The sequence below is a fragment of the Leifsonia shinshuensis genome, assembly GCF_022606355.1.
GTDB classification, from domain to species: Bacteria; Actinomycetota; Actinomycetes; order Actinomycetales; family Microbacteriaceae; genus Leifsonia; species Leifsonia shinshuensis_B.
This window is the reverse complement of sequence record NZ_JAHHZQ010000004.1, coordinates 283,370-296,231: the sequence shown is the minus strand read 5'-3', so window position 1 is coordinate 296,231 and position 12,862 is coordinate 283,370. Positions and strand designations below refer to the sequence as shown.

Here is a 12,862-nt window from a genome sequence, read left to right as displayed (position 1 = left end):
CCCATGACCGACACGACACCCGTCCACTCGGGCGCCGCCCACTACTTCCGCACGCTCCCCGAGCAGTGGCCGCACCGCCTGCGCTCGCTGCACGCGATGGGGCTCGACACCGTCGAGACCTACCTGGCCTGGAACGTGCACGAGCCTGTCGAGGGCGACTGGCGGCGGCTCGACGACATCGAACGGTATCTCGACGCGGCGGCCGAGGAAGGCCTGCGCGTGATCGTGCGGCCGGGGCCGTACATCTGCGCCGAGTGGGACAACGGCGGACTGCCGTCATGGCTGACGGCGCGCGCCGGACGCTTCGTGCGCACGGCGCATCCCCTGTTCTTCGAACCGGTGCAGCGCTACCTGGACGCGGTGGTCCCGCGGTTCGCCGGGCATCCTGCGCTCTCGATGGTGCAGGTGGAGAACGAGTACGGCTCGTTCGGCACCGACGCCGACTACCTGACCGCCCTGGCCGACGGGCTGCGTGAGCGCGGCGTGACCGTCCCGCTGGTGACCAGCGACGGCCCGACGGACGTCATGCTGACCGGCGGGATCGTACCCGGCATCCGCGCCACCGTGAACTTCGGCTCGAATCCCGCCTCGGCGTTCGCCGCGCTCGCCGCGCACCGGCCGGACGACGCGCCGTTCTGCATGGAGTTCTGGAACGGCTGGTTCGACCACTGGGGCGCCCCGCGCGTGACACGCGACGTCGGCTCGGCGACGGCCGCGCTGTCCGGGATCCTCGACGCCGGCGCATCCGTCAACCTGTACATGGCGCACGGCGGCACCAACTTCGGCACGGGGGCGGGCGCGAACCACCACCTGCTCGACGGCGTCGACGAATTCCTCCCGACCGTCACCAGCTACGACTACGACGCGCCCCTCGACGAGCGCGGCGCACCGACCGAGAAGTTCGTCGCCTTCCGCGACCTCTTCGCTCAGGCACGGCCCGCGGCCGAGCTGCCGCCCCTCCCCACGCTGCCTCCGCTGATGCCGGAGCAGCGGGTCGCGCTGACCCGGACCGCCGAGGTCGTCTTCGAGGACCTCGGCTCGTCCCCCGTGCCGGCCAGCTTCGAGGAACTCGGCGTCGACCACGGCCTGGTCGCCTATCGAGTATCGATCCCCGGTCCACGCGCGCCCGAGCCGCTGGAGGTGCGCGACGTGCGTGATCGCGCCCACGTCTACGTGGACGGCGAGCTGCACGGCATCGTGGACCGCGGCGGCGATGGGATGCTCCCTCCGGTCGGAGCTCCCGCCGAGGTCACCGTGATCGCGGAGTCGATGGGCCGCACGAACTACGGCCCACGCCTCGGGCAGCACAAGGGGCTCGGCGGCGTGTTCCACGGCATCCAGCAGCTGAACCGCATCCACCACTCCGCCCACCGCCTCCCGGGGGATCCGCCTGCGCTCGACTCGGATGCCTGGTCGCCCACGGCGGGCACCCCGGCGTTGCCGCGGTACTACGCCGGAACCGCCGAGCTCGCCGAGCAGTCGGACGGCTACCTCGAGGTGCCCGGCGGCAAGGGGTACGTCTGGGTCAACGGCTTCTGCCTCGGCCGCTATTGGAACCGCGGCCCGCAACGACGCCTCTACGTGCCGTGGCCGATCACACGCCCCGGAGCGAACGAGATCGTCGTGCTGGAACTGGACGGCCTCGACGAGCACGCGGTGACGCTCCACTCCGCTCCCGATCTGGGGCCGAGTGGGACGTAGCAGTCCACGGCGTTCCGCCCGGACGCAGGTGCTTCACGGGTTGATATCTGTTCCGTCCCGAGTCAGGCCGGATCGAGTCCGACTCACGCAGGGCGCTCGGTGAGGCGTTGGCCGCCTACACGCTCTTCGTGGTCAGCCCGTCGAGCAGGATGCCGACCATCGGGCTCTCGCCCTCATCGCCACGGTCGCCCTCGGGGCCGCGGTCGGCGAGCCGGCTGAGGGCGTAGATCACGTCCTCGGCGCGGATGCCCGGCCGGATGGTGCCCGCCGTGGCACCGTCGTCGAGGATGCGCTGGACTTTCGGGGCGAGCACGCCGATGAACTGCCCGGGAAGCGGGGCGTACGCCGGGTCGCCGGAGTGCAGCGCGCTCGCGAAGCCGTGCTTCGTCGCGACGAAACGCGCCAGGCTGTCCGCCCAGCGACGGAGCGCTTCGGCAGGCGGGAACTCGGCGCGGAGCCGGTCCGCCTCTGTGGCGGTCGCATCGAGTTCATGGCGGAACACCGCGATGATCAGGTCTGACCGCTGCGGGTAGCTGCGGTAGATCGTGCCGACTCCGACCCCCGCGCGAGCGCTGATCTCGCGCATCGGCGCATCCACACCGAGTTCGGCGAACGCCGTCTTCGCCGCCGCGAGCACCGCCTCGGTGTTGCGGACCGCGTCGGCACGCTTGCGCCGGGGCGCGACGTCGTTCTCCGCAGCGGACATGAATCCTCCCATAGACAAACGGAACATCGTTCCGTATAGTTGCGGACGAGTGTTCCGCTTATTCGAGCCTACCGCGTCCGGAGGCCGGAACACAGTCTGGAGGAACCATGAAGTACCGCCCGCTCGGCCGCACCGGCATCCAGGTCTCGCCTTTCGCCCTCGGGGCGATGATGTTCAGCTCGTTCGGCAACAGCGACCAGGCCGAAGTGGACCGGATGATGGCGCGCGCCCTCGACGCCGGCATCAACCTCGTCGACACCGCCGACGCCTACGGCGACTCCGAGGAGATGGTCGGGCACGCCATCAAGGGTCGCCGTGACGACATCGTCCTCGCGTCGAAGTTCGCGCGGCCGATCGGCGACGACCCCAACCACCAGGGCGGCTCGCGGCGCTGGATCATGACGGCCGTCGAGAACTCGCTGCGCCGCCTCGGAACCGACCACCTCGACCTCTACCAGATGCACCGGCCCGACCCGGCGACCGACATCGAAGAGACGCTCTCGGCGCTCACCGACCTGGTCCGCAGCGGCAAGGTCCGCGCGATCGGCTCGTCGGACATGCCCGCGTCCGAGATCGTGGAGGCGCAGTGGACCGCCGAGCGGCGCGGCCTGGAGCGATTCCGCGTCGAGCAGCCGCACTACTCCCTCCTGGATCGCGCCGTCGAGCGCGAAGTGCTGCCGATGGCGCAGAAGTACGGCATGGGCACCGTCATCTGGAGCCCGCTCGCGAGCGGCATGCTCACCGGCCGGGTGCGCCGCGGCCAGGAGAGCGACCTCCGCCGTACGCGGATGTTCGCGGCCCTGCGCGACGAACGCCGCATCGACGCCGTCGAGCGGTTCATCCCACTCGCGGAGGAGGCCGGCCTGTCGCTGACGCACCTCGCGCTCGCGTTCGTCATCGCGCACCCCGGCGTGACCGCCGCCCTCATCGGACCGCGCACGATGGACCAGCTCGACGACCTCCTCGCGGCCGCCGAGGTGCAGCTCTCGGACGACCTCCTCGACCGGATCGACGCGATCGTCCCGCCTGGCACGGGTGTGGGGCGGATGGATCAGGAGTACAACACGCCGCCGATCGTGACCTCCGCCCTGCGCCGTCGACCGGACGGAGAGCGGTCTGCCGCGTAGCGAGCGCCGCCGCGAGCTTCTGCCGGGCATCCTGAACACCGGGTTCGGCTGAGTACCTGATAATGAGCCGTGCTCTCTTGGCTGGTTCAGCATTTCTCCGGGGTCGGTATCATCTCGGGCCCATTGCCGTATGCGCTGCTCGTGCTGTCCGGGGTCCTGACAGGCGTCCTGATCACGCAGGTCGGCTTGCGTCAGCGTCAGGACCCGCATCGGCGCCTTGTCGGCGTGCTCGTCGCGCTGTGTATCGGTGAGGCGATCGGGGCACTCGTCTTCTGGGTCGTCGCGGTCGGGTGGAACCCGTTCGGCATTCCGGTCCCCCGCTCCATCGCCGCCTACGCGGCTGGGTTCGGCGGCTCGGTCGCGATCGCCGCCCTGTCCATTCATCGGGCGCGCTGGTGGAGGGCGCTTCTCGCTGCGCTGACGGTCGGCGTCGTCCTGGTGACCGGCACACTCGCGTCCAGCGCCGCGTTCGGAGTCAACCCCACGCTCGGCTCGCTCTTCGGCGTCACTCCGACCTCGAACGCGGCGGACCAGACAGCCCTTGTCCGCCCTGTCACGACCAAGCCCGTGACGGACATCGCGAAGTCGTGGACGCCACCGCGTGGCCTGCCGAAGCACGGAAAGACCTCGTCGGTGAAGATCCCCGCCCGGCACTCGGGATTCCACGCGCGCGACGCCGGACTCTACCTCCCGCCGGCCGCGCTGATGCCGAACGCCCCACGACTGCCCCTGATGATCCTGATGATGGGACAACCGGGCAACCCCGACCCGCAATACGTCGGCTCCGTGTTGGACCAGTTCGCGGCGCGGAACCACGGGTTGGCCCCGATCGTCGTCGTCGCCGACCAGCTCGGTGACCCGACGCAGGACCCCGGCTGCACGGATACCGCCCACTTCGGCGAGGTCGAGACCTACATCACGGTCGATGTCCTGGACTGGGCGCGCCAACACTTGAATGTCGATCCGTCCGGATCCACGACGACGATCGCGGGCTACTCGAACGGCGGCGCGTGCGCAATGCTGTTCGCTTCGAAGTACCCCGACGACTTCCGCAACGTGGTCGACATCTCCGGCGAACTCTTCCCGGGAGCAGAGGACCCCGCCGCCATGCTCGACTCCGTCTTCGCCGGGAATCAGGCGGCGTACGACGCGCAGAAGCCGGCGACCAACCTTGCGGGCCACGCCCACAGCGGGCTGGCGATCTTCACAGCCGGGTCGAACGACCCCTTCTATGTCCAGTCCGGTCAGCAGGCCCAGAAGCTCTTCCAACAAGCCGGCTTCGAGACCGAATTCGCCGAAGTTCCGAACGGAGGCCATGTGCTGGGTGCGATCTACGGCGGCTTCAATATCGCTTTCAGCGCCTTGTATCCGTCGCTGGGGCTGAAGGTTGCAGTTCATCCGTGAGGGGCGTGGCGCTGATGATCACATCTTTCTCCACGCCCGTCGCCAGGCTGCGCCGCGGGGACCCCAATAGACAGCAGCGAGTTCTGAAAAAGCCAGAGGGGCACGAAGGTCGCAAAGCGACCCCGTGCCCCTCTGGCTTTTTCAGAACGTCGGGCTGACAGGATTTGAACCTGCGACCCCTTGACCCCCAGTCAAGTGCGCTACCAAACTGCGCCACAGCCCGTTGCTGTCCCACCCAGGCCGGGGGGCGCCAAATGAGACAACTCGACTATCTTAGCGTGCCGGCGGGGCCGGTCGTGACCAACCCGAAAGCCACTGTTGGCCCCGCCGACACCGGCGCCGCGCACACCCCTCCCGACGAGCGGTGAGACGCGGGCACCACGGACGTCCCGCCCCGCAGCGGTTGGTCCGAGTGGGTCGGTGACGGGATGCGCGGGGAGGCTGCATCCCGCCACCGAGTCACTTCTGGGCGGTACCACCGCCCAGAATGGTGTCGATCTCGTCCTGGGTGAGCGGGGCCCAGGGGGACGAGTCGGGGTTTGCGCTGGCCGCCTCAGGGCTGTCGCCCTGCGTCCACCACTTGGCCTCGAACGGCACGCCGTCGAAGAGCACGCGGGTGCCCTTGTCGTAGGGTGTCTCGCCCGACCAGTTCGGGTAGGTTCCGGGCGGGAGGGTCGGCTGCGGGATCGGGGTCTCGCCGGGCAGCACGGGGCCGACGAGCTCCCACGGAGTCTCCCACGCGTTGAGCACGGGGTTGTCCGGCACGTCGCCCTTGGTCCACCACTTGGCCTCGTACACGTTGTGGTGCCAGGTGACCTTGGTGCCCTTCAGGTACGAGTTGGTGGCGGTCCAGATCGGGTACGGCGAGTGCGCGGGGTCGTCACTGGCGGCGGCGGAGGTCGGCTCCGCGGTCGTCACGGCGCCCTCCCCCAGTGCGATGCGGCCGTCGAAACCCTTCGACAGCAGGCCTGCGAAGGTCTGCTTGCCCTGGATGACGCCGCTGCAGGCGTCCGAGACGACGGTGAGGTCGACATAGTTCGAGCCGCAGGTCTTGTCGCGGTTCGCCGACCACATCGACATGCGGCCGAGGCCCGTGGACACGGCCCAGGCGTTGAGGGCCTTCGCGTCGGCGAGGCCGAAGATCTGGCCCTGGTCGTCGTTCTGGCCGATCATCGGGGTTGCGCCGATCTTCGCCCACAGGCTCGGGTCGGACTGGTGGATGCCTGCCCGGTTGTAGAGCACGCCCAGCTGCCGTTGCGCGGCCGTCAGCGCCGCCTCGGAGGTGGCGGCCATCGACTTCTCGGCGTCCTTGGAGTTGCCGTAGTCCATGGTCATCAGGTTCACGCCGGCGAGATCCACCTTGGCCTTCAGCATCGCCGCGATGGCGTTGGTGCCGTCCGTGGTCATGCCGGTCGGCGACACCGGCAGGGTCAACCAGACGGCGAGGCTCTTGCCCGCAGCGCGACGCTCCTGCTGCAACTGCGCGATGACCGTGGCCCTGCGGGTGGCGGCGTCCGAGTTCACCAGGCCGCCGCCCTCCAGGTCGAGGTCGATGGTGCCGACCTTGTAGCGCTCGACGACCGACGAGTACGCCGCCTTCAGCGCCGACGCGTCGGTGCAGCCGAGGGCGAGCTCGTCGTTCGCCAGGCCCCCGAACGACACCGCGACGTCGCCGCCCTGCTGCTGCAGGCGGGCGATGCGGCGGTCCAGGTCGAGCGAGCCGCGTGCCTGGTCCATCGTGTAGGCACCACCCCACGAGGGCGTGCACGCGTTCGACGGGCTGGAGACGATGAACGACAGCACGGCGTCCTTGGTGGAGGTCGAGCCCAGGTTTTCGAACGCGTACTTCGGGGTCGCCGTCACATCCACGAACGAGGCGAACCACGGCTTCACGTCGACGGAGGCACGGGCGCTCCACCACTGGAAGCCGACGACACCACCCGAGACCACGACGACCGCGACCAGGGCTGCGCCGATCACCCGCCACGGCGAGAGGCGGCGGCCGGAGTCCGACTCGGGAGCCTGCAGCCGGTCGGTCTGCGTCGCGGCAGCGTCCGCGGCGGCAGCCTTCCTGGCGGCTTTCTTGTCGGAGCGGGCCATCAGGCGGCCTGCCTCTGGTCGTCGGAGACGGCCGCGGCCGAGGCCGCGACAGCGTCATCCCGCAGAGCGGTGCGCTCCAGGTGCGGCACCTCGCCGCCGGCGTGACCGTGGTAGAGCACAGAGCGCCAGTCGATCGACTCGGTTGCCGGGGCGGCGGCCGGGGCCGAGGTCTTGCGCTTCTTGTCCACGTAGAGCGGCTTGGTCAGGCCGAGCCAGATGTCGACGATCGAGTTCCAGATGCCGATGTAGGCGACCAGCGACCAGATCGCCAGGGTGGCGTTGAACGCGGCGAACGCGGCGTTGCCCCAGTTGTGCGCATTCCAGTCCCGCCAGAGCGTGAACAGAGAGAACGCGATGATCGCCAGCGGCGCGATCACGTACAGGAGCGGCGAGGCCGTGCGGTTCTTGACCTTCGGCGTCCGGGCGAACGGGATCTTCTTGCCGGTCAGCGACTGCTGGATCGACTTGAGCACACCGGCCAGGTTCACCGGCAGCAGGATCAGGTTGAAACCGTAGATCCGGAAGATGTCGGTCGCCTTGTAGCCGGCGTAGCGGAGGTCGCTGGCCTGGCTGATGAAGTACGGCAGCGCGGCCAGGAGCACCACCGGGCTCAGCAGCCGGCCGTCGTACGGGTACGCCAGCAGGAAGACCAGCCCGAAGCTCGCCCAGCAGATGGAGGCCATGTAGTTCACGCGCAGCAGCAGCTCGATGCGCGACACGTTCTCGCCGCGGCGCTTGCGCTCCCGAACCTGCTTCCACAGCTTCGGGAGGATGAGCAGGCCGCCGTTCGCCCAGCGTCGACGCTGGACGATCAGGGAGCCGAAGTCCGGCGGGGTGGCCGAGTAGCTGAGGCGCTCCGGGTAGTTGACGAGCGACCAGCCGTGGGTGCCGAGGTCGATGCTCGACTCGGTGTCCTCGATGACGGTGCGGTCCTGGATGTACCGGCGCACCTCGAAGCCGCCGACCCACTCGGTCTCGACGATGTCCTCCAGCGCGCGCTTGCGGATGACGGCGTTGGCACCCACCCAGAAGGTCGCACCGTAGTAGCTCTTGCCCTGGTGGAGGATGTGCTGGATGTCGGTCGTCGCGCCGGCGAGGCGCTCGATGCGGGTGCCTGCGCCACGGAACGAGGAGTACGGCGTCTGGGTGACCGCGACGCGGGCGTTGTCCGGCTGCTGCAGGAAGTAGGTCAGCCGCAGGCAGTACTCACGCAGCAGGATGGAGTCGGCGTCCAGGGTCAGCAGGAAGTCGCTGTCCGGGATCTCGATGTCGCCGGGCTTGCGGGAGCCGGCGGGCACCGGGTTCAGGACGGGGCCGTCCGGCGTCTGCTCGACGCGGTAGGTGCCGCCCATCAGGCCGATGAAGGCGTTCAGGTTCATCGCCTTGTTGGCCTCGTGCGACAGGGAGGCCCACTTCTTGCGCTCGAAGACCATCAGCTCGGCGTCGAAGGTCCACGCCAGGCGGCGGTAGAGCTGGGCGACCCGCTCCGAGGAGAGCTCTGCGCCCTCCGCGACGGCCGCCTTCACGGCCTCCGCGGTCAGCGCCAGCTCGTCGCCGAGGGCGCGGAGCACCTGGTCGGCGAAGAAGACGTCGACGTGGTCGTCGATGCCGTGCGCGTCCGCCTGGGCGTACAGCCACTCGGCGGCCCAGCGGTAGTGCTCGGCCAGCTCGAGGGCGGCCTCGTCGGAGACGAAGGCGCGCTCGTCACCGAGCTCGTGCTGCAGCAGGGCGTCGGTGAAGCGGAACCGGGGCTCGGCGAGCTGACCGGTGATGCTGTCGGCCAGGTCGCGGGTGGCGTTCAGCTTCTCTGCGACGGCGGGGTCGGTCGGGTTCGGGTTGTCGTCGACCAGCAGCACGACCCGCATGGAGGGGAACTCCTGCAGCGCGGCGGAGAGCAGCGTCATCCGCACGACCTCCGGCTCCTCCGCGTAGGAGGGCACGAGCACCGTGATGGAGGGCTGGTTCTGCGCGAAGTGCCGGTCGAGCTCGGCCCGCGGGACACGGACGTGCTTCTGGAAGCGCTGCAGCGCGCCCTGCCGGGCCACCAGGTACATCAGCGCGGAGAAGGTGAGGAAGGTGACGACGACGGTGTAGCCGATGGCCTCCATCGTGAACCGGAAGTCCTGCGTGCCGAGCACCAGGAACTGGCGGATGATCGTCGTCACGACATAGATGGCCCAGAAGACGATGGTCGCGACGATGGCGACACGGCTCCAGGTGATCTTGCGATCGGAGGGCTTCGGGTGGACTGTCGGAAGCGGTTCGGTGCGGCGCTCGGAGCCCCACTGCCGTTTCCGGGCAGGCGTGTATGAACTTGTAGAACTCATGGTCGGGTATGCGTCCTCAATGGACAGAGCCCGCGCCTTCGGGTAACGCGGTCGGGTAGCTCCGTCGGTTGTCCACAATAGTGAGGACAGTCCGGGGTACAAATACCCCCAATGTGGTCGCCCCCTCACTGGGGGTGACACGTCACCGAACGTTCACGTCTCCGGCCGGCGCGTCCGCTTGACGAGCCGACCGGAGCCGACGCGCGGTTAACGCTTGCGCTTCTCGCGGACCCGCATGTTCAGCACGATCGGAGAGCCCTCGAAGCCGTACACCTCGCGCAGCCGACGGATGATGTACCGCCGGTAGCCGGGGTCGAGGAAACCCGTGGTGAACGTCACGAATGTCGGCGGCCGGCTCGACGCCTGGGTGCCGAACAGGATGCGCGGCTGCTTGCCACCGCGGACCGGGTGCGGATGCGCCGCCGTGAGCTCGGCCAGGAACGCGTTGAACTTGCCGGTCGGGATGCGGGTGTCCCACGACTCGAGCGCGAGTTCCAGTGCCGGAACCAGCTTCTCGAGGTGGCGCCCGGTGCGGGCCGAGATGTTGACGCGCGGCGCCCACGACACGTGGGCCAGATCCTGCTCGATCTCGCGCTCGAGGTACCGGCGGCGTTCGTCGTCGAGGAGGTCCCACTTGTTGAACGCCAGCACGAGCGCGCGGCCCGACTCCAGCACCAGGTCGATGATGCGCACGTCCTGCTCGCTGATCGGCTGGGAGACGTCGAGCACGACGACCGCGACCTCCGCCTTCTCGAGCGCGGTGGAGGTGCGCAGCGACGCGTAGAAGTCGGCGCCCTGCTGCAGGTGGACGCGGCGGCGGATGCCGGCGGTGTCGACGAAGCGCCACACCTTGCCGCCGAGCTCGACCTGCTCGTCCACGGGATCGCGGGTGGTGCCGGCGAGCTCGTTGACGACGACGCGCTCCTCCCCCGCCGCCTTGTTGAGCAGCGACGACTTGCCCACGTTCGGCCGGCCGACGATCGCGACGCGACGCGGGCCGCCGACCTCCCGCTTGGCGACGGCCGAGACCTCCGGCAGCGCCTTCAGGATCTGGTCGAGGAGGTCGGCGACGCCCCGGCCGTGGAGCGCGGAGACCGGCCACGGCTCGCCGAGGCCCAGCGACCACAGCTCGGTCGCGGAGGGCTCCTGGCGTGCGTCGTCCACCTTGTTGGCGGCGAGGAACACCGGCTTGTTCGTCTTGCGCAGCAGGCGCACGACGTGCTCGTCGGTGGAGGTCGCCCCCACCGTGGCGTCGACGACGAACATCACGGCGTCGGCCAGGTCGATCGCTACCTCCGCCTGCGCGGCGACAGAGGCGTCGATGCCGCGGGCGTCGGGCTCCCACCCGCCGGTGTCGACGACCGTGAACCGGCGCCCGTTCCACTCGGCCTGGTACGACACCCGGTCGCGCGTGACGCCGGGGGTGTCCTCCACCACGGCCTCGCGGCGGCCCAGGATGCGGTTGACCAGCGCCGACTTGCCCACGTTGGGGCGGCCGACGATGGCCAGCACCGGGAGGGCGGGCAGGTAGGTGATCTCGTCGGGGTTCTCGGTGGCGGTGCCGAGGAGGTCGAGGTCGGCGTCGTCGAGCTCGTACTCCTCCAGGCCGCTGCGGAGTGCGGCGGCGCGTTGCACGGCCAGATTGTCGTCCAACCCGGCGAGGCGCTCGACGAGGTCGTCGGCGCCTACGGGCTCGTTCTCGATGTCAGACATGGGTCTCTTTCTGTACGACCGCGATGACCGCGTCGACGGTCTGGTCGAAGTCGAGGTCGGTGGAGTCGACGGTGGTCACGCCGTCTGCGGCGTTCATGAAGTCCACGACCCGGGAGTCGGCCGCGTCACGTCTGCGTAGCGCCTCCCCCACGTGAGCGGCGGAATGGCCGGTCAGCTCGGCGGAACGCCTGGCCATTCTAACCTGCTCGTCGGCGGTGAGCAGGATGCGCACGGGCGCATCGGGGCAGACGACGGTGGTGATGTCGCGGCCCTCCACCACGATTCCCGGCTCGTCGGTGCGTGCGACGATCGACCGGAACAGGCCGGTGAGGAAGGAGCGCACCTCCGGAACCCGTGCGATCGCACTGACGACGGCGGTGACCTCCGGCTCGCGGATGGCGTCGGTCACATCGTGGTCGCCGACGAACACGTGATAGGTGTCGGGGTCGGTGCCGATGCGGTAGTCGAAGTCGGGCAGCGCGTCGATCACGGTCGCCGCGTCGGTCGGGTCGAGCCTGCGCTGCACGACATACCAGCTGAGTGCACGGTAGGCGGCCCCGGTGTCGAGGTACGCCCAGCCGAGCCGGCGGGCCGTCGCCTTGGAGACCGACGACTTGCCGCTGCCGGCAGGGCCGTCGACGGCGACGACGACGGGGGCGTCGGCTCTGTACTGCGGGTCGGTCATCCTGCGAGCCTCCAGCCGCGGTCGGTCAGATCGGTCACGGTGCGCTGCCACACCTCGGGGAGCACGGCGATCTCGGCCAGGCCGAACGGGGCGCCAGGGGAGTGCTCCAGGCGGAGGTCCTCCAGGTTCACGTCGAGCTCGCCGAGCTCGGCGAGCAGTCGTGCCAGCTCACCCGGCCGGTCGTCGACCATGACGATCAGGCTCCGGAATCGCTTGTCCTGTCCGTGCTTGCCCGGGAGCCGCCCGACACCCACGTTGCCGCCGGCGATCTCCTCCGCGATGGCGCGGCGCGAACCGGCGGCGTCGACGTCGTCGAGGGCCGTGAGCAGGTGATCGAGGTCGTCGCGGTAGGCGCGGAGGATCTGCACGATCGCCGGCGCGTTGGCGCCGAGGATCTGCACCCACAGCTCCGGCTCGCTCGCAGCGATGCGGGTCACGTCGCGCACGCCCTGGCCGGCGAGACCCAGCGCGGCGTCGGTGGAGTCGGCGAGCCGTTTGGCCATCAGCGACGAGACGATCTGCGGGGCGTGCGAGACGAGGGCGACAGCGGCGTCGTGGTCGGCCGCGGCCATCTCGATCGGCGTCGCGCCGAGGTCGAGGATGAGCGCCTCCACGAGGTTGACGGCGGATCGCGGGTTCTCCGGCCGCGCGGAGACCACCCACGGGCGCCCGATGAACAGGTCGGCGCGCGCGGCGCTGGGGCCTCCGCGCTCCCGGCCGGCGAGCGGGTGCGATCCCACGTACCGGGAGAGGTCGAGGCCGGTCTCCTGGAGTTCCGCGAGGGGCGCACCCTTGACGCTGGCGACGTCGGTGACCACGGCGGCGGGATGGGCGGCGAGCTCGTCCGCGACGACGCGCGACACCAGGTCAGGCGGCACGGCGACCACGATCAGAGCCGGCTCCGCTCCCCCGTCGTCCGGTCGTCCCGCGCCGTAGTCGGCCGCCAGCCGCAGGTGGGCGGGCGAGGCGTCGGCGAGCAGCACGTCGATGCCGCGGGCACGCAGCCCGAGCCCGACGGACGCCCCGAGGAGCCCGGCCCCGACGACGCGGACCGGACCGGCCAGGCGGGAGGCGGATTCATTCACGAATCCACCTTAGT

The 12,862-nt window shown here is 69.8% G+C and carries 9 protein-coding genes and 1 tRNA gene; 3 read left to right on the top strand and 7 right to left on the bottom strand.

Annotated features, from left to right (window positions below; translation table 11 throughout):
- The first annotated feature begins 3 nt into the window (after positions 1 to 3).
- Positions 4 to 1,701 carry a beta-galactosidase gene (locus KNO15_RS16735; protein ID WP_241704936.1) on the top strand — a complete coding sequence of 566 codons (1,698 nt, stop codon included), beginning with the start codon at positions 4 to 6 and terminating at the stop codon, positions 1,699 to 1,701.
- Between the two features lie 115 nt (positions 1,702 to 1,816).
- Here the strand turns inward: KNO15_RS16735 and KNO15_RS16730 are convergent, their stop codons facing one another.
- Positions 1,817 to 2,407: a TetR/AcrR family transcriptional regulator gene (locus KNO15_RS16730; protein ID WP_241704935.1), complete on the bottom strand. Its 591-nt coding sequence runs from the start codon at positions 2,405 to 2,407 to the stop codon at positions 1,817 to 1,819.
- 107 nt (positions 2,408 to 2,514) lie between these two features.
- On the opposite strand from KNO15_RS16730, the gene KNO15_RS16725 reads away from it, so the two are divergent.
- Entirely contained in the window at positions 2,515 to 3,534 is a 1,020-nt protein-coding gene (locus KNO15_RS16725) for an aldo/keto reductase (RefSeq protein ID WP_241704934.1), read from the top strand.
- 123 nt (positions 3,535 to 3,657) lie between these two features.
- Positions 3,658 to 4,938 (top strand): alpha/beta hydrolase, encoded by a 1,281-nt coding sequence (locus KNO15_RS16720; protein ID WP_241704933.1) that lies wholly within the window; start codon positions 3,658 to 3,660, stop codon positions 4,936 to 4,938.
- Between the two features lie 149 nt (positions 4,939 to 5,087).
- On the opposite strand, the gene KNO15_RS16715 is transcribed toward KNO15_RS16720, so the two are convergent.
- From KNO15_RS16715 to KNO15_RS16690, 6 genes are all read right to left on the bottom strand, one after another.
- A tRNA-Pro gene (locus tag KNO15_RS16715) sits at positions 5,088 to 5,161 on the bottom strand.
- Between the two features lie 236 nt (positions 5,162 to 5,397).
- A complete protein-coding gene (locus tag KNO15_RS16710) occupies positions 5,398 to 7,038 on the bottom strand; it encodes a chitinase (RefSeq protein WP_241704932.1) in 1,641 nt (546 codons plus the stop codon).
- On the bottom strand, positions 7,038 to 9,365 hold the full coding sequence (locus tag KNO15_RS16705) for a glycosyltransferase family 2 protein (protein WP_241704931.1): 2,328 nt from the start codon (positions 9,363 to 9,365) through the stop codon (positions 7,038 to 7,040). The genes KNO15_RS16710 and KNO15_RS16705 overlap by 1 nt, the downstream gene beginning before the upstream one ends.
- A gap of 207 nt (positions 9,366 to 9,572) precedes the next feature.
- On the bottom strand, positions 9,573 to 11,078 hold the full coding sequence (der, locus tag KNO15_RS16700) for a ribosome biogenesis GTPase Der (RefSeq protein ID WP_241704930.1): 1,506 nt from the start codon (positions 11,076 to 11,078) through the stop codon (positions 9,573 to 9,575).
- Positions 11,071 to 11,763, bottom strand: a complete 693-nt coding sequence (gene cmk, locus KNO15_RS16695) for a (d)CMP kinase (RefSeq protein ID WP_241704929.1) — start codon at positions 11,761 to 11,763, stop codon at positions 11,071 to 11,073. Before cmk ends, der begins: the two co-directional genes overlap by 8 nt.
- Positions 11,760 to 12,848: a prephenate dehydrogenase gene (locus KNO15_RS16690; RefSeq protein WP_241704928.1), complete on the bottom strand. Its 1,089-nt coding sequence runs from the start codon at positions 12,846 to 12,848 to the stop codon at positions 11,760 to 11,762. The genes cmk and KNO15_RS16690 overlap by 4 nt, the downstream gene beginning before the upstream one ends.
- Positions 12,849 to 12,862 lie beyond the last annotated feature (14 nt).

Coding starts and splice junctions, on each gene's coding strand:
- KNO15_RS16735 (WP_241704936.1), top strand. CDS start 4: ATGACCGACACGACACCCGTCCACTCGGGCGCCGCCCACTACTTCCGC.
- KNO15_RS16730 (WP_241704935.1), bottom strand. CDS start 2,407: ATGTCCGCTGCGGAGAACGACGTCGCGCCCCGGCGCAAGCGTGCCGAC.
- KNO15_RS16725 (WP_241704934.1), top strand. CDS start 2,515: ATGAAGTACCGCCCGCTCGGCCGCACCGGCATCCAGGTCTCGCCTTTC.
- KNO15_RS16710 (WP_241704932.1), bottom strand. CDS start 7,038: ATGGCCCGCTCCGACAAGAAAGCCGCCAGGAAGGCTGCCGCCGCGGAC.
- KNO15_RS16705 (WP_241704931.1), bottom strand. CDS start 9,365: ATGAGTTCTACAAGTTCATACACGCCTGCCCGGAAACGGCAGTGGGGC.
- der (WP_241704930.1), bottom strand. CDS start 11,078: ATGTCTGACATCGAGAACGAGCCCGTAGGCGCCGACGACCTCGTCGAG.
- cmk (WP_241704929.1), bottom strand. CDS start 11,763: ATGACCGACCCGCAGTACAGAGCCGACGCCCCCGTCGTCGTCGCCGTC.